Annotated in this window: 16 protein-coding genes; 9 read left to right on the top strand and 7 right to left on the bottom strand. The window is 60.5% G+C overall.

The genetic code is table 11. The features are described from left to right. Nucleotides 1-15: 15 nt before the first annotated feature. From AD659_RS23190 to AD659_RS23165, 6 genes are all read right to left on the bottom strand, one after another. Nucleotides 16-1047, bottom strand: a complete 1032-nt coding sequence (locus AD659_RS23190) for an ABC transporter ATP-binding protein (RefSeq protein ID WP_053125443.1) — start codon at nt 1045-1047, stop codon at nt 16-18. Next, nucleotides 1044-1838 carry an ABC transporter permease gene (locus AD659_RS23185; protein WP_053125442.1) on the bottom strand — a complete coding sequence of 265 codons (795 nt, stop codon included), beginning with the start codon at nt 1836-1838 and terminating at the stop codon, nt 1044-1046. The genes AD659_RS23190 and AD659_RS23185 overlap by 4 nt, the downstream gene beginning before the upstream one ends. Next, the gene (locus AD659_RS23180; protein ID WP_053125557.1) at nt 1835-2653 is read right to left on the bottom strand and encodes an ABC transporter permease; all 819 of its coding nucleotides are present in this window, start codon (nt 2651-2653) and stop codon (nt 1835-1837) included. Before AD659_RS23180 ends, AD659_RS23185 begins: the two co-directional genes overlap by 4 nt. Nucleotides 2654-2704: 51 nt before the next feature. Next, nucleotides 2705-3709, bottom strand: a complete 1005-nt coding sequence (locus tag AD659_RS23175) for an ABC transporter substrate-binding protein (protein ID WP_053125441.1) — start codon at nt 3707-3709, stop codon at nt 2705-2707. Further along, the gene (locus tag AD659_RS23170; protein ID WP_053125440.1) at nt 3693-4712 is read right to left on the bottom strand and encodes a LacI family DNA-binding transcriptional regulator; all 1020 of its coding nucleotides are present in this window, start codon (nt 4710-4712) and stop codon (nt 3693-3695) included. Before AD659_RS23170 ends, AD659_RS23175 begins: the two co-directional genes overlap by 17 nt. Before the next feature lie 209 nt (nt 4713-4921). Next, entirely contained in the window at nt 4922-5479 is a 558-nt protein-coding gene (locus AD659_RS23165) for an XRE family transcriptional regulator (RefSeq protein WP_082342032.1), read from the bottom strand. 300 nt (nt 5480-5779) lie between these two features. Between AD659_RS23165 and AD659_RS23160 the strand changes: the two genes are divergently transcribed. From AD659_RS23160 to AD659_RS23125, 8 genes are read left to right on the top strand one after another with little or no spacing between them, the layout of a single operon-like run. Further along, nucleotides 5780-6490: an iron-containing redox enzyme family protein gene (locus AD659_RS23160; protein WP_053125436.1), complete on the top strand. Its 711-nt coding sequence runs from the start codon at nt 5780-5782 to the stop codon at nt 6488-6490. Between the two features lie 27 nt (nt 6491-6517). Further along, nucleotides 6518-7639 (top strand): pyridoxal phosphate-dependent aminotransferase, encoded by a 1122-nt coding sequence (locus AD659_RS23155; protein WP_053125434.1) that lies wholly within the window; start codon nt 6518-6520, stop codon nt 7637-7639. Between the two features lies 1 nt (nt 7640). After that, nucleotides 7641-8810: an NAD(P)/FAD-dependent oxidoreductase gene (locus tag AD659_RS23150; protein ID WP_053125432.1), complete on the top strand. Its 1170-nt coding sequence runs from the start codon at nt 7641-7643 to the stop codon at nt 8808-8810. Beyond that, nucleotides 8801-9658: a TauD/TfdA dioxygenase family protein gene (locus AD659_RS23145; RefSeq protein WP_053125431.1), complete on the top strand. Its 858-nt coding sequence runs from the start codon at nt 8801-8803 to the stop codon at nt 9656-9658. The genes AD659_RS23150 and AD659_RS23145 overlap by 10 nt, the downstream gene beginning before the upstream one ends. A 9-nt stretch (nt 9659-9667) precedes the next feature. After that, nucleotides 9668-10951 carry an ATP-grasp domain-containing protein gene (locus AD659_RS23140; protein ID WP_053125429.1) on the top strand — a complete coding sequence of 428 codons (1284 nt, stop codon included), beginning with the start codon at nt 9668-9670 and terminating at the stop codon, nt 10949-10951. 46 nt (nt 10952-10997) lie between these two features. After that, the gene (locus tag AD659_RS23135) at nt 10998-11945 is read left to right on the top strand and encodes an EamA family transporter (RefSeq protein ID WP_053125427.1); all 948 of its coding nucleotides are present in this window, start codon (nt 10998-11000) and stop codon (nt 11943-11945) included. A gap of 23 nt (nt 11946-11968) precedes the next feature. Continuing rightward, a complete protein-coding gene (argE, locus tag AD659_RS23130) occupies nt 11969-13207 on the top strand; it encodes an acetylornithine deacetylase (protein WP_173667194.1) in 1239 nt (412 codons plus the stop codon). Continuing rightward, on the top strand, nt 13204-14529 hold the full coding sequence (locus tag AD659_RS23125) for an MFS transporter (RefSeq protein ID WP_053125425.1): 1326 nt from the start codon (nt 13204-13206) through the stop codon (nt 14527-14529). The genes argE and AD659_RS23125 overlap by 4 nt, the downstream gene beginning before the upstream one ends. Before the next feature lie 16 nt (nt 14530-14545). On the opposite strand, the gene AD659_RS23120 is transcribed toward AD659_RS23125, so the two are convergent. Continuing rightward, nucleotides 14546-15751: an MFS transporter gene (locus AD659_RS23120; RefSeq protein WP_053125423.1), complete on the bottom strand. Its 1206-nt coding sequence runs from the start codon at nt 15749-15751 to the stop codon at nt 14546-14548. Between the two features lie 39 nt (nt 15752-15790). On the opposite strand from AD659_RS23120, the gene AD659_RS23115 reads away from it, so the two are divergent. Continuing rightward, the coding region (locus tag AD659_RS23115) for a transposase (protein ID WP_156330597.1) at nt 15791-16009 on the top strand (219 nt) is incomplete at its 3' end.

Below are 16009 nucleotides of genomic sequence, written 5' to 3'. Positions count from 1 at the left end.
CTGGAAACACGAATATCACGATGGCAGGGTGAACAGCACGTGTGGTTCGACGGCCAAGGCGATCGGGGCGCCGGGGGCATGAATGACACCGTCGGCGCTGTCCACCAGCAAGGGCTGGGTGGCGCCGACATCCACCAACAGACGGCTCTGGGCACCCTGGAAAAACTGGCCCAGCAGACGCCCGTGCAGATGCCCCTCGCCGTCCATTACCCGCAAATGCTCGGGGCGGCAGTAGACGGTGGCGGGCAGTTCCGTACCACGCCACGGCAACTCGCCACCACTGACTTTCAAGCCCCGGTGCGTGTGCTCAAGTACTGGAAACGCATTCAGGTTGCCGACAAAACGGGCGACGAATGCATTGGCCGGTTGTTGGTAGATGTCCCTTGGGCTGGCCAACTGCGCGACGCGCCCGCGTTCCATGACCAGAATCCGGTTGCCCAGGGCCATGGCTTCGCCCTGGTCGTGGGTGACGAACACGGCGGTGATGCCCAAATGGCGTAGCAACTGATCCAGTTCGCTGCGCAGGCGCTCGCGTAACTGCGCATCCAGCGCCGCCAAGGGCTCGTCGAGCAGCAATACCCGGGGCTTGGGTGCCAGGGCGCGGGCGAGGGCGACCCGCTGACGCTGGCCGCCGGACAATTCATGGATGCTGCGTTTGCCATGATCCTGAAGGCCCACCAGTTCCAGCAGCTCCGAGCAACGCCTGTTCCGTTCAGCGGGCGCCATACCGCGAATCTTCAAGCCGTAGACGATGTTGCCGGCCACATCCAGGTTGGGAAACAACGCATAGTTCTGGAACACCATGCCCACGTCGCGGCGTTCGATGGGCAGGCGGGTGACGTCGGTGTCGCCGAAGAACACTTGCCCCACATCCGGGCGCTCAAGCCCGGCAATCAGGCGCAAGGTGGTGGTTTTACCGCAACCGGACGGGCCGAGGATCGCCAGGGTTTCGCCGGCATTGATGGTCAGGTCCAGGTCCTGTACGGCAACGGTGCCGTCCGAGAACGCCTTGCGGCAACCCGCCAGGCGAATGGTGGTTCCGGTCATGGTTTTTCTCCACGGGAAAGGCGGGCGCCGATGACCTGCAACGCAATCAACAGCGGCACGATCATCAGCAGGAATAGGAGGGTGTAGGCGCTGGCGACTTCCAACCTGGCCGAGGCATAGCTGTCTGCCAGGCCGACGGGCAATGTCTTGGTCATGGGGGTGTGAAGCATCCAGGTCAGGTTGAACTCGCCCAGCGACAACGTGACGACCATCAAAACCCCGGCGAGGATTCCTGCCTGGCAGTTGGGCACGACCACATTGAAGAACCGGCGGATCGGCCCGGCACCAAGGCTGGCCGCTGCCTCTTCCAGGACAGGCAGTTGCTGGCGTTGCATCACCGCCATTACCGGACGCACCAGGAACGGCAAGGTGAACAGCACATGGCCGACGAGGATGAACAACCAACTGCTGCGAAACCCGCCAAACTGCCCGTAGGTGAGCAGCAACGCCAAGGCACTGGCCAGGCCCGGCATCGCCACAGGCAACACCATCAACTCCTCGAACGCACGGCTGAAGCGGTTGTTCATCCGCACCAGCGCGTATGCCGCCGGTACACCCACCACACAGACACAGAGCGCACAGGCCACGGCCAGTTGCAGGGAGAGCCAGACTGTCGGCGAATAGGCCTGCCAGACTTGCGCCAACCAATCGAACGTCAGGCCACTGGAGACGCCTTGGAAGTAATTGCGTGTCAGACCGGCCAACAGCGACATCAGCACCGGCACCAACATGAAAGCGCAGACCAGCAGGGTAAACAGCAACTGGCCGATAAACAGTGTCGAGCGCTTCACAAGACCGTCCTCGAATTTTTCGCCAGGCGCCTGGCCAATAGCAGCACCGCCCAGGTCAGCGCCCCCAACACCACCGACAGCGCAGCGGCCACGGCGAAATTGGCGTAATTGGTGAACACGTTGTAGATCGCCACCGGGGTCACGTTCAGGCGGGTGCCCAGGGTGAAGGCTGTACCGAACGCCCCCATGGACGTGGCAAAGCAGATCGCCCCGCACGAAACCAATGCCGGTGCCAGGCCAGGGACGATGACATCGCAGATCACTCGCCAGTGGCCGGCGCCCAGGGAGTGAGCGGCTTCTTCCAGGTTGCGATCCAGGCTTTCACAAGCGGCCATCACGGTGAGGATCACCCGTGGAATCGAGAAGTACAGATAACCGAGGCACAACCCCATCAGCGAGTAGGCGAAGATCCAGCGCTCACCCGCCAGTTCGAGGCCAAGGCTGGCGAACAAGCCTTGGCGCCCGGCCAGCAGAATCACCAGGAAGCCGACGACCACGCCGGGGAATGCCAACGGGAACGTCAACAGGGCGACCAGCAGCGAACGGCCGAAGAAGCGTTGGCGGCTGAGAAAAAAACCACTGATGCCGCCCAGCAGGAGGGCCGCGAGGGTCGTCGCCAAAGCCAGAAGGCAAGTCTGTGCCAGGCTGCCCAGGTACTGCGCACTGCTTAGCACCTGCCAATAACCGCTTTCGCCGCCGTCGCGATGCTGCCCACCCAGCACGATCAGGTGCGCCAGCGGCAACAGCCAGAATGCGAACAGCACCGCCGCCGCAGGCGCCAGGGCCCAGGCCGCGGTCAGCCGCAAACGCGGCACCGTGGCCTGGGCCGAAGGGAGTCCCCGGGCTGTTATTACCGAGGCGGTCACTTACTTGACCTCTTTCAGATAACGGGCGGAAAAGGCTTCCTGTGCCGCTGCCATCTGCGCGTAGTCGACCACGCCGGCCCGTGCGTAATCGCTGTCTGGCAGGAACTGTGCGGCGATGTCGGCAGGCATCTTCATCGCTCGCACCGGTCGCAGGTAGGCCTTGGCCCAGAGTGCCTGGCCCTGTTCGGACAGGACGAAATCCAGGACCTTCTCGGCATTGGCCCGATGGGGCGCGTTGCCGACGATGCTCATGACGTAGGGCACGCTGATGCTGCCTTCCTTGGGGATCACGAAAGCCACGTTGGCCTTGTCCTTGTAACGTGCCCGATAGGCGTTGAAGTCGTAATCCACCAGAATCGGCAATTCCCCGGACAACACCCGCGCATAAGCGGTTTGCTTGGGCACGATGGGCGAGTTCTTCGCCAGTTTCTGGAAGTAATCGATCGCCGGCGTGAAGTCATTCAGGCTGCCGCCCATGGCCTGGTTGATCGCCACCGCAGACACGTAACCGACAAATGCGCTGGAAGGATCGAGGTAGCCGACCATGCCTTTGTACTCAGGCTTGAGCAGGTCGCCCCAGCTTTGTGGGACGGGCAGCCCGCCCAAGGCATCGACGTTGACCATGATGCCCAGGGTGCCGGAGTGAATGGCAAACCAGTGCCCCTGTGGATCCTTCAAGCCCGCCGGAATCTGCTCCCAGCCCTTGGGCTGATAGGTGCCGACCACCCCGGCTTTTTGCGCCTGCAAACCGAAGGTCACGCCGTAATACACCACGTCCGCCACGGGCGCGGCTTGCTCGGCGACCAGTTGCGCCAGCGCCTGCCCCGAGTTCTTGTTGTCCAGCGGGACCTGCACGCCGGTGGTATCGGCGATGGCTTTGAGCTGTGTGCCCCAGTCGGCCCACTCCGGTGGGCAGTTGTAGCAAATCGTCGTTTCGGCGGCCTGGGCCAGGCTGGCAGCGCCGCACAGCAGTAGCGTCGCCAGGGTTTTACGGAAGCGGATCATCAAGCGTCTCCTCGTAGGATTGAGTACTTTCGCCCGGCCGGATATGGCAGGGCAGGCAATGGGAAATCGGTGTGGAGCCGGCGATCTGCGCCAGCAACTGATCGATGACGGTGTAGGCCAAGGCCTCGATGGGCTGAACGACACTGCACAGCGTCGGGTGCATTTGCGTGCCGAGGGCAATGCCATCAAACCCCATGACCGAAAGTTGCTGGGGTACGTGCCAGTTGTTGCGGCGCAGTTGCGCAATCAGGCTGATGGCCAGCAGATCGTTGGAGCAGACCAGCGCGCTCAGCGCCTGCGGACCTTGCAGGAATGGCTCTATGGCCGCGAAGTCAGCCTGGGTATGGGCGGGCATTTCAATCACCGGCAGGCTATCGAGGCCGGCCTGGCGCATCGCGTCGCAATAACCGGCGTAACGCAGACGGGCACGGTCCGATTGCAGGGCAGGGCCGGCAACCATGCCAATGCGCCAATGCCCGGCTTCCAGCAGATAACGAGTGGCGAGGGCCATGCCGGCGCGGTTGTCCACCGACACGGCACCGTAGTCAGGGTTGCCCGGCTGGTGATAGGCCAGCACAAAAGGCGTGTCCTCGCTGTCCAGGCTTTGCAGCACGCGGTTGCTCTCGGCGTCGGTGACCGTGAGGACCAGGCCATCGACCCGTTGGCGCAACAACTCCTCGACCACCACACTTTCACGCTCGCTGCTGTAGTCGGTCGTCGCCAGGAGCAGGTTGTAGCCGCGCAGACGCGCAGCGCGCTCCATGGCCTGGAATTGCTCGGCGAATACGGGGTTGAGCAGGTTGGGGACCACCACGCCGATCAGCTTGGTCTCCTGCAGCCGCAGTTGGCGGCCAAGACGATTGGGCCGAAAACCCAACTGGCGCGCGGCGGCGAACACCTGGTCACGGGTGGCCGGACGCACCACTTCAGGGGAGGCAAAGGTCCGGGCCGCGGTTGCCCGCGAAACCCCTGCCAAACGTGCCACTTCTTTCAAGTCAGTCATTGTCACTCGCTTGAGATCGATCTCATTGGCGAGGACAGTACCCAGGCGTCATGGCATTTCGGCGACGGGATGATGACAATTTGATGTCGGTTTGCGATGGCTGCCTCTGGCGGCTATCCAGGACGCGCACGCCGTACCTGGTTGCAGGTCGGCGAAATGGACGCGCTGGCGACCAGCCTTTATTACAGGCGGGTGCCGATGGGGCGTTGCTACTTGCGAATCAGGGCTATGACGTATTCACACACTTGCGATGTGGCATTTTCAAACGTGCAGGCCTCTTCCGGCAGCCCCAGTTGCAAGCAGTCGCCTTGCTCCAGGACATAGGGGGTGGTGCCCTTGGTAAACGTCAGCGAGCCTTGCGTGACCCACACTTGCTGATGAAGGAACGCATAGGCCGTGGCGGGGTAGCTGATGCGCACGCCGGGGGGCAATTGCACACTGATGAGTTCCAGCGGCCAGCCCTCCCGAGGGGAGACTTGCTGGCGCGAGTAGCCGGTTTCCGGGTCCACCCAGCGCGGTTGCTCCGCCGCCCTTGAAAGAAGTCCCGAGCGCCCCTCGGCTCGATGCAACAGGGTGGAGAGGGGCAAGCCGAACGCCCCCGACAACCGGCCCAGGATCGTCGAGGTCGGGCTGACCTGGGCGTTTTCAATTTTGCTGATCATTGCCTTCGATACGCCGGATAGCTGGGCGAGCTCGCCGATGGACCATTCCCGGGCGGTTCGCTCGGCTTTGATGGTGAGGGCGATGTCGATGGGTTGATTGTTCACTATAGAAGACTTCCAGATCGGGGTGATTTAATTTGAGCTTAGCGCCCGACATGCATCTTATTGGTGCAGAAAATAAATAATGCTCTATTTTTGCGCAACAAAATATTAACAGATCGTAGTTATTTGATTTTAAACGGAATAAATATCGCAATTTTCTTGTTTCAAAATAAATCTATTGTTTGTGCGGTTGGCGATTAAAAGTATTAATTTGTTTGCGCGATTCGCTTGTTTACTATCTGAAACGCGCAGCGACATTCCGTCGCCGCCATCCAAGCTACCTTATCGTATTTGGGGGGATCTATGCCGGCTCAGCAAATGGAACAAGGCTATCTGACGGGTGAGCAAATCATCCATTCGATTAAAGGAATGATCACGGCTTCGGGGATCAACACCAATGCGTTCTATAAAACCTTTCGACAGGCCCCGCTGCCCAAGGCAACGCTGAAGAAAGTGTTCCAGCAGTACTTTTATTACATCCGTACCTTCCCCCAGATCCTGGCAGGTACCTCGCACCGCACCGACAGCGAAGTGATTCGGATGAAATTGGCACGAACGGTCGTGTCTGAGCTGGGCGACGGGGTAGGCGAGGCACACTTCATCATGTTTGAGCGTGTACTGGCCGGCGTCGGCATCACGTTGGATGACTGGAAGAAGGTTGAGTACATTCCCGAAGCCAGTGAGCTGGTCGATGGCCTGCGTCGAATTTTCCTCGAGGGTTCGACAGAGCATGCCATTGGTGCTCATTACGTTATCGAAGAGTTCGGCTTTCCGATGATCGCCAACCTGTACGAAGGTTTCCGCCTCTATAGCGGGTGGAAACACGAAGACTTCACCTACTTCTACCTGCACATGCTGGTTGAAACCGATCATGTGCAATGGATCAGCGACGCGGTCATGGAGGCAGCCCGGGACACAGACAATGGCAACAATATCCTGGAGGGCGCTGCCGATGTACTGAACTTGTTGACCCGATTCTGGCAAGGACTCCACCGAGTAGCCACTCACGCCTGATCGATCAGTACAAGGGGACAGGAAGTCATGGACGATATGACATTGATTGGTCGGGTGGCGCCCTTCAGGGATGCCAGTGCATATGCGGCATCCTCAGGGGCGTTGAACCTGTCGCAAGGGCTTCCTGAACCCCTCTTCGACACTGCCATGAATGCGGCGTTGGCCCGCCAGGTCCGGGCGGGCTGGCAGTACGCCGACCCTCGCGGTGAAATGATCCTGCGCGAAAGCATTGCGGCCCACAGTGCCGGCTATGCGCCCGACACTGAGGTGCTGGTGACCAGTGGTTGTACCGAGGCCTTGTACTTGGCCCTGTACGCAGCGTCCACGCAGTACGGCAACCGGGTCGTTTTCTTTGAACCCTTTTATCCCTATTACCCAGGAATGGCCACATTGTTGGGGCTGGAATTTGTTGCACTGCCATTGTCGATGGGGCAAACAATCGGCCCCGACTGGGCCATGTTCGAACAGCAATTGCGCGCGGGTGTTCGCATACTGCTGCTCAATACGCCCCATAACCCGACCGGATGGTGCATGTCCGTCAATGATTGGCAGCACTTGGCGGCGTTGGCAAAACACCATGACTTCATGGTGATTGTCGACGAAGCCTACCGTCACTATGAGTACGACACCGACGCACCGGCGCAATACCCCTATCAGCAGATTCCCATGATGGTGGCAGGCAGCGCTTCCAAGTTGTTGTCCATGACCGGCGTTCGGATTGGCTGGTTATGCGCGCAGGCAACCTTCATGGCGCGAGCCTATGCCCACCACCTCTACCTGAGCTATTGCCAACCCACTCCCATACAGGCAGCTGTTGCCGTTTTGCTCGATGAATTGACCTCCGGACGGCTTGAAAGCCTGCGCGAGCACTACAAGCACAAACGCGATCGTCTGGCAGGTGCGCTGATGGCCGCAGGGCTGGATATCCGGTTACCGGCGGGCGGCCATTACATCATGGCCGATTATTCACGGCGGGCACCTTCATTGTCCCCGGTTGAATTCAGTCAATTGCTGGCCGTCCGTTGCGGGGTGATGCCATTGCCTGCGACGCCCTTCTACCTGGGGCAGAGCCCCACCTATGTCAGGTTTTCTTTCTCGGTAGCCAAACCCATTGTTGATCAAGCCTGTGTCCGCCTGGAGGATTTTTGAAATGGAGCAGCATGTGTTCGACGTCATTGTCGTAGGCGGCGGTCCCGCAGGGCTTGGCGAGTGCATCCGACTGATTGATCTAGGCCTGAAAGTTGCGGTCATCAGCGATGTATTCGGGGGGTGCATGGATATGATGGGAGATCATCCATTGCAGTCGTACTGCAATGAGCTGGAGATCGAAGGCGCGCCCTATCCCTTGCATCGGTTCATGCGCAAGCTGTGCGTCAGCCCCACCGGTGAGGAATACGCAGCCTACATCCGTAGCAACTTCGAAGCTTTGCCCTTGACCAAGATCCAGCAACGGGTGGTCACCGTCAGCAAGGCCCAGGGGCTGTTCGAGGTGAGCCTGGCCCCGGGTTCCCAGCATCGTTCCTTGCGTGCGCAGCAGATCATCCTGGCAACCGGGATTCGCCCGAAGGCGCCTCCCTTCGAAATGCCCAGTGCCCATTGGTTGAGTTGCTTTGACGTCTACCAATTGGTTGCGCGAGGCCAGGCCCAGCGTTTCCTGCAGCAGGATGTGGTGATTTTCGGCAGCGGTAACAGTGCGTTCCAGATCGCACTGCTGCTTGCGCCGTTCGCCCGCAATGTGTCGATCCTGATCAAATCCTATCTGGGGCTGTATCCCCAAGAGACCGATGATCGCTTTGCCCTCAGGTCCCTGAGCCAGCGCACGCTGGAAATGATTGCCAAGACTTCGTCCAGTTCCTTTCAAGGGGCTCTCAACAGCGCCAACAGCACGGGCCGGGCCAATATCTGGCTGCATGCCTACAACAGCATTCGCCAGGATGGTGACAAGGTCGTCCTCGATCTTCCGGCGTCACTCAACGGCAATTCGCTGCTCCAGGCTTCCTGTCGCAAGGCTCAAGAAGCGGGCCGGTTGGTCGCCGCCCAGGCATCCGACGGGCATGAGTTGCACTTGGATGTGTCGGCGAAGGAGCAATGCCTTGTTTCGGCCATCGGCGTCACCGCACAACTGCCCGCCACCGACTGGCCGCAACTGCTCAACCAGCAAACCGGCTTTACCTGCCACCAGGATGGGAAAAGCCCTGTCGCAGGCCTGTATTTCGCCGGTGCTGCCTCAGGCTATGCGTCGATCAACACGATGGTGCCGGCAGCCGCAGAAATGAGTGCCACGGTATCGCTGCAAGAAGGACTGCGGTCATGGGCGTGAGGATGTTCCAGCCGCTGCGCCTGGACCTTGGCGATGTGCTCGGGCAGTCGGCAGCGGAGTTCAAGCAGACCGTCGCGCAGGCCAAGGTGCTGGTCATCGCCAACCAGGACGTCAGTGTTGCCCCCTACGTGCAGTTGATGCACAGGCTGGGCTCGCCTGTGCATCATGTGTTGGCCAAGTACTGCCTCAAGGATTACCGGGAAGTGCTGACCGTGACCAATCTTCATCGGGACGGCCAAGCCTTGGGCGTGCATGAAGGAGGAGGGTATTGGCACACCGATATGTCGTACAAATCGGCGAACACGGTGTTCACGTCATTGCTGTCGGTACAGGTACCGGACCAGCACGGCGAAACTCAATTCATCGATTGTGTCGCAGGCCTGCACCAGGTTCGCCAGTGGCTGGAAAGTCCAGGTTGCCCGCAACACCTGAAGGGCCTCGACCTGGAAAAACTGCGGATTCACCACCGCTTCGGCAATCGAGACGCGCTGCGCAATGCCAACGCGGCGGTGCAACACCTCAATCCCCAGGAGGTGGGCGCGCTGGAGAACACCGTGATCCACCCCCTGGTCTACAAACACCCGCTCGCTTGCACGGCGTCGCTGTATGCACCGGCTGCCACGGCCATGCAAATAGAAGGGGTGGCGCCTGCACTGTCCCATCGCATTCTCGACAGTCTGGTTGACTTCCTTATCCAACACGCGCCGCGCTATCGGCATGCCTACCGCCCAGGCGACATCGTCATCTGGGACAACCTCTCAACGCTGCATAAAGGTCCGCCAATACCCAAAAGTGAAGGGGGAGCGGATGCGCGGCTCCTCTATCGCATGAACGTCGACTTCCAGTGAGGCATTGCCATGATCCAGACCATCGTTTTCCTGACACCCCATTACCTTAACTTCGCCTCGGAGAAGGCGTTGCAGACGCTGGGTCGAGACTGCCGGACAGTGCTGATCGCCTATCATGCCGACGTCCTGCCGCCTGTGCTCGAGCGCAATGTCTCACAGATCGTGCGTGTCGATGCCGACCTGCAGCGCAACATCCGCCCGTTGCTGGATCATGACCAATGTCGCAGCATCATCAGCGATGAACTGCGAGCCGTGCAGGGCAATACCTCCTCATTGCGGATTTTCTGCCAGGAAGAGTGCCACGTTGAACTGGCGGCTCAGTTGCGCGAGGAGTTCGGACTGGAGGGCGATACCCAGGCGATCGTGGCGAACTTTCGCGACAAGGTGCTGATGAAACACGCCGTCAGCCAGAAGGGGATACGCATTCCCGAGTTTGTGCCACTGGATCACGTACGGCTATCGGCTGAGCCGCAGGCTTACTACGCCGAGCTGACGGCGCGATTGGGCTTGCCCCTGGTCCTGAAGCCGGTGAACGCCGCGGGCAGTTTCGAGGTGTCGATCATTCGTAACGAGGCCGAATTCAACAAGGCCCGCGAACAAGTGTTGGCCTCACCGTATCAGTTTGATTATGAGGTGGACGAGTTCATCGACGGCGACATGTTCCAATGCGACTCGTTTGTTGTTGACGGTCAGATCCGCTACTGCGGTGTGCTGGAGTTGGGCTGCACCAACTTCGACTTTGTCCAGGGCAAGCCCTTGAGCGTGATTCCAGTGGCCGACCCTGCGCTCAAGGCGACCCTGGAAACCTTCAACCGGGACGTGATTGCAGCCCTGAACTTTCGCAACGGTTCGACGCACCACGAGGTCTTCGTGGACCGCAAACGCGGCTATCCGGTGTTCCTGGAAATTGCCGCACGCGTGCCTGGCGGTATCGGCGTGCCGTACCACGAGAAAAACAGCGATATCAATCTGATCGACGCCAATCTCTACCTCGTGGCCGGCGCCGCAGCGCTCGATGACATCAAGCCCAACGAGAAGAACAACGTGGTGTCCGCCTTGTTGCCCTTGCGCAAAGGCCGGATCAGCCAGCTCAACGAACCCCCCATTTCCAGTGCCTATGACATCGATTGGCGGGTCGCCCCCGGGATGGTGGTGGACTCCCGGTCCCTGGCCGACACCGCGGGCATCCTGACTTTGTATAACGCAGATCCAAAGGTGCTTCGCGCCGACTTCGAAGCCTTGCAGGATTACGTACCAACCCAGGTGGAAGTACTGGAGCCGGGAACCGCTTGATTGATCCAGTGGGCGGCAGGCAGCAGGTTTTTCTCAAGGAGCAGGCATGAAGACAGGAATACTCGGTGCCGTCAGCATGGCGGTCTACTGCATCTCGACGGCGCTCTCGGCCGTCTGGGTCATGGTGGCGTTCACCCGTATCAGTGGGGCGGCGTTGACGTTCATTACCTTCCTGATGGCCTGGGCGGTATTTTTCTTGGTGCATACCTTGCGTGGTCACGACCCGTTTCGCCTGCTGCGCGAGCAATGGCGAGGCGTGCTGCTGCTCAATGTGCTGACGCTGTTCAGTTGGTGGCTGATGTTCATGGCGCTGCAGCGCATCGAGGCATCGGTGGAATCGGCTATCTACCAAGGCTGGATGCCGCTGGTGGTGGTGGTCTGTGAACTGCTGGTAGCGCGGTCCTCGGTCAGTCGTTCCCGGTGGCTGGGCGCGCTGCTGATCCTGTTGTCGTTGATGGCGTTGGTTCTTATGCGTCTCGCGCTTGGAGTCACGGCCCAGGTAAGTCTTGTCAACTTGCATGAGGGCATTGCCCTGGCGACAGTCGCCGGAATCACTGGCGGGATCTATGTGTTCTGCTCGGCTCGACTGAACCGCAACAGCCAGTACAGCGCCATGGACATCCTGTGCGTCAGGTTCTTTCTGCTATTGATCGTCACTGGGTGGGTCGGCCGGGAAAATTTGCACCAATTGTTCACCCTGGATACCGCCATGCTCGGCCAGTTGATCAAACTGGCATTTGTCAGCGTGCTGATTCCCGTGTTCACCCTGCAATTTGCCATACAGCACCTGGGAGGCGGGCGGGTGTCCATTCTTACGCCTTGCGTGCCGGTCATTGCCTTGGCGGCCGAGTTCGTGCTCTCCACCTGGCATAGCCCTTGGGTTCCGGTCCTGGTGACGGTGGTGTGCGTGGCGGTGTTGTTGTCCAACGTCTGGTTTTCGCAAGACCGGCGCGTTGTCCGTTCAGGGCCTATGCCTGTTGCCCTTCAAAAATAGACTTCTGTTTGCTGGAGCATCCCATGACTCTTTCCTTGGCCTTTGCGCAGGGGGCGGCAGACGCTTGCTCGAATGACGGCCGCAGCGTGCTGGCACGCACGTTGGAAATCGCAAGAACCTTGATCGGTTTCCCTTCGGTCAGCGACCGCTCCAATCTTGACCTTATCGAATGGGTGAGCGGGTACCTGCACGGCTTCGGGGTGCAGGCCCAGATTCTGCCGGACGCCTCCGGGCGCAAGGCGAACCTGTTTGCCAGTCTCGGACCGCCGCGCCCCGGGGGCATTATCCTGTCCGGACATACCGACGTGGTGCCGGTGACGGGCCAGGCCTGGGCGCAGGATCCGTTCAGCGCCCACCTGGATCAGGACCGGCTCTACGGTCGTGGCAGTTCGGACATGAAGGGGTTCATCGCCGTGGTGCTGGCGATGGTTCCCGAGCTGATGGCGTCTGCACGGCAAAGCTTTCACCTGGCGTTGTCCTACGATGAGGAGGTGGGGGCGATGGGGGCGAAACATCTGGCTCCCTTCATCACCCGGGCACAGTTGGCGCCCGCCGGTTGCATTGTCGGCGAACCGACTTCAATGGCGTTGGTGATCGGTCACAAAGGACGCCACGAAATCAATTGCTGTGTCCATGGCAAGGTGGCGCACTCATCGTTGCCGAGCGAGGGGGTCAACGCCATCGACTATGCCGCGCGGGTACAGATGCAGCTTCAGCAAGTGGCCAGGCGGCTTTCACAGGGACCGTTGGACAGCGGGTTTGATGTCCCGTACACCACCGTCCAGGTCTGCCGGGTCAATGGCGGTGTCGCTGGCAATGTCATTCCTGGTCAATGCAGCTTTGACTTCGAGATTCGCTACCTGCCCGGATGCGATGCCGAGCAACTGCTGCTACAGATCAAGGACGACGCCAAGCAGGCCATGCACAGTGAGATGAATGATCGCGCGGCTGCTTCCATCGAGTTTTCCCACACGCTGCATACCCCGGGGTTGGATGAGAAGGGCAACCAGGCGTTCGCGCAGTGGGTCCGCGAGGCTAGCTCAATGGCCCATGGTCGACAGCGAGTGGCGTACAGCACCGAGGCCGGGTTGTTCCAAGCCGCAGGGATCCCCACGATCGTCTGTGGCCCAGGGAGCATCAAGCAAGCGCACAAGGCGAACGAGTATGTGGACCTGGCTCAGCTTGAAGCGTGTGAACAGTTCCTGCGCCGCCTGGCACACTGTGAACCTTTGCCTCCCTTTCCCGCTGGGGGTGCGCAATGAGCGCCACAGCCCTGGATAGCCAGGGTCAGGGGCGCGAACGCAGAAAACTGGTGCTGGCGGTGAGTGTCGGCGCCGCACTGGAGTGGTTCGACTTCACCCTGTTTGCGATCTTCGCCTTGCAGATTGCCGCAGCGTTCTTTCCGGCGTCCGACCCATTGATGTCATTGCTCGCGTCCTACCTGGCGCTCGCCGTCGGCTTCGTGGCCCGGCCGTTGGGCGCGCTGCTGATGGGGCGCTATGCCGATCGCCAGGGGCGAAAGGCGGCGCTGACCCTGTCCATCATGCTGATGGGCGCCGGGACCCTGATCATTGCCGTATGCCCGACCTACGCGGCCATCGGTTGGTGGGCACCGTTGAGCATTGTCGTCGCGCGCATATTGCAGGGAGTGGCAGCAGGAGGAGAGATCGGTGGCGCGCTGGCTTATCTTGTCGAGACGGCACCGGCGGACCGCCGCGCTCTATTTGCGTCCAGTCAACAAGTGGCGCAAGCCGGATCATTCCTGCTATGCGGTTTAAGTGCGAGTCTGTTGTCGAACACGCTGACGCCTGCCCAGTTGGATGAGTGGGGTTGGCGCGTGCCCTATGTCTTCGGATTATTGGTCGTGGTGGCGGGCTTGAAAATTCGCCGCAGTCTCGAGGAAAGCGAACCGCTGCGTCGCTTCCTCGAAAATCAGGATAAGCAAGCGATGGCCGGGAAGGGGCCTGGCCTTCGCCCTTATCTGCCCAACCTCGTGATGGGGGTGTTGATCGTCGTGCTCTGGACGGTCGCGACACAACTGATCAATTTCATGCCGACCTATGCATCGATGGTGCTTGAGCTTCCGCGCAACAAGGCCTACCTGGGGTTGGTGCTGGTCGGCCTCATCACGCTGCTGTGCCCATTAACGGCACTGCTGTCGGACCGCATCGGACGTTACACCGTCATGCTCATCGGTTCCGTGGGCGTCGCGCTTTGCGCATACCCAGGGTTCATATGGTTGAACAACAGCCCCAGTCTCCAGACGCTGATCAGCTTCCAATGCGGGCTGGCGGTACTGATGGTGCTCTATACAGGCCCGGCGTCGGCGGCCTTGGCGGAGCTGTTTCCGGTGCAAGTCAGAGCCCTGGGTGTCTCGCTGGCCTACGCCTTGTCGGTGACCCTCTTCGGTAGCGCCACGCCCTCATTGATTACCCTGATCTACCGACAAAGCGGGGATGCCCTGGCGGCGGCCCACTGGCTGTTTGCGGCGGCCTGCCTGAGTGCAATCCCCCTGGCCTGGGTAAGCCTGTCGAAATACCGGGCAAGCGCCACCCCGGCGTTGGCCGCCGAGCATGACACTTGAAGATGACTCACGATCCTCATTGAATGCTCTGCGTAAACCCGCACTGCCGGGCAGACCACACCACGACCAATGTCAGAAGCAGGAGGACGACCAGGACCGGCGCAAACGCAACGACACCCAGGTGATCGAGCAGCAGACCTCCGACGATCCCACCGCCGGCAATGGCGACGTTCCAGGCCGTGACCAGCATCGACTGGGCGAGATCCGCCGCGTCTCCGGCGGTCTTGGCGATGGCTGTCTGGAACAGTGTCCCAGCCCCGCCGAAAGCGATTCCCCAGGCCGCTACCGCGATATAAACAGCCGCCGGCCTCTCGCTCATGGCGCCGAGGGTCAGTGCCGCGAGGGCGAACAGCACCGTGCCGGCCAGCGTCAACGCCCGCAGGTGGCGATCGATCAGCACGCCGACCACCCAGATACCGAGCAAGGACGCGACACCGAAGACCAGCAGCACCAGATCGATTCGTTCGCCCAGGCCCGCCGCAGTCAGGAACGGCGCGATATAGGTAAAGAGAATGTTGTGCGCCAGGACAAAAGCCAACACCACAAACAACACGGAGCGAACGCCGGGCAGGGTAAAGACCTGGCCCAGGGCAAGGCGTTTGTTGGAGGCCTGTCCGGGGAAATCAGGCACCTTGAGTCGTACCCAGACCATCAGGGCGACGGCGAACAGGCTCATGATGGCGAAGCTCATCCGCCAACCGATCAGGTTGCCGAGCAGCGTGCCGGCCGGTACGCCCAGGGATAACGCCAGGGGCGCGCCAACCATGGCAATCGCGATTGCGCGACCTTTCTGGCTCTCCGGCACCATGCGGGCGGCATAACCGGCCAACAAGGCCCAGAGCAGCCCCGCCGATACGCCCCCCAGCAAGCGCGCGACAATCGTCAAGCCGTAATGGGTGGAAAGCGTCGTGACCGTGTTGGCAACGGCGAAGCCGGCTATGGCCAGCAACAATAGCGACCGGCGCCGCATGCCCTGGGTCGCGGCCGTCAAGGGAATGGCTGCCAGCAAGGAGCCTATCGCGTAAACCGTGACCAACTGGCCGGCAAGGGCTTCGGAAATCGCCAGCCCTTCACTGATCTGTGAGAGTAGGCCGGCGGGCAAGGCTTCGGTGAGGATGGTCACGAACGCTGCCAGTGCAAGGGCAAACAGTGATCCGATAGGGAGCGGGGCAGTGTCTTGAACGACCTCGGCATTGATCTGGCCTAATGAATTTGGACACATCAATAGGGCGCTATGATGGCGCCCAAATCTGAGGTGTGCATGATGATGCGAAAATCCTATTCCAGTGAGTTCAAACTCAAAGCTGCAAGCATGGTGCTCGATGAGGATCAGCCGATTCCCGAGATCTGTGCCAGCTTGGATATCGGCCCAACAGCCCTGCGCCGCTGGGTCGAGCAGGTGCGAAAAGAGCGCGCCGGATCGACGCTTGTCGGTACCAAGGCAATCACCGCCGATCAGAAGCAAATCCAGGAACTTAAA

This window comes from Pseudomonas thivervalensis (genome assembly GCF_001269655.1).
GTDB lineage: Bacteria > Pseudomonadota > Gammaproteobacteria > Pseudomonadales > Pseudomonadaceae > Aquipseudomonas > Aquipseudomonas thivervalensis.
The sequence above is the reverse complement of the archived record's forward strand: the minus strand, read 5'-3'. Positions and strand labels throughout refer to the sequence as shown.

Bases quoted from the DNA above. Each gene is read 5' to 3' on its own strand.
- argE (WP_173667194.1), top strand. From the start codon at position 11,969: ATGACTCTTTCCTTGGCCTTTGCGCAGGGGGCGGCAGACGCTTGCTCG.
- AD659_RS23175 (WP_053125441.1), bottom strand. From the start codon at position 3,709: ATGATCCGCTTCCGTAAAACCCTGGCGACGCTACTGCTGTGCGGCGCT.
- AD659_RS23170 (WP_053125440.1), bottom strand. From the start codon at position 4,712: ATGACTGACTTGAAAGAAGTGGCACGTTTGGCAGGGGTTTCGCGGGCA.
- AD659_RS23140 (WP_053125429.1), top strand. From the start codon at position 9,668: ATGATCCAGACCATCGTTTTCCTGACACCCCATTACCTTAACTTCGCC.
- AD659_RS23190 (WP_053125443.1), bottom strand. From the start codon at position 1,047: ATGACCGGAACCACCATTCGCCTGGCGGGTTGCCGCAAGGCGTTCTCG.
- AD659_RS23135 (WP_053125427.1), top strand. From the start codon at position 10,998: ATGAAGACAGGAATACTCGGTGCCGTCAGCATGGCGGTCTACTGCATC.
- AD659_RS23155 (WP_053125434.1), top strand. From the start codon at position 6,518: ATGGACGATATGACATTGATTGGTCGGGTGGCGCCCTTCAGGGATGCC.
- AD659_RS23150 (WP_053125432.1), top strand. From the start codon at position 7,641: ATGGAGCAGCATGTGTTCGACGTCATTGTCGTAGGCGGCGGTCCCGCA.
- AD659_RS23145 (WP_053125431.1), top strand. From the start codon at position 8,801: ATGGGCGTGAGGATGTTCCAGCCGCTGCGCCTGGACCTTGGCGATGTG.
- AD659_RS23120 (WP_053125423.1), bottom strand. From the start codon at position 15,751: ATGTGTCCAAATTCATTAGGCCAGATCAATGCCGAGGTCGTTCAAGAC.
- AD659_RS23160 (WP_053125436.1), top strand. From the start codon at position 5,780: ATGCCGGCTCAGCAAATGGAACAAGGCTATCTGACGGGTGAGCAAATC.
- AD659_RS23125 (WP_053125425.1), top strand. From the start codon at position 13,204: ATGAGCGCCACAGCCCTGGATAGCCAGGGTCAGGGGCGCGAACGCAGA.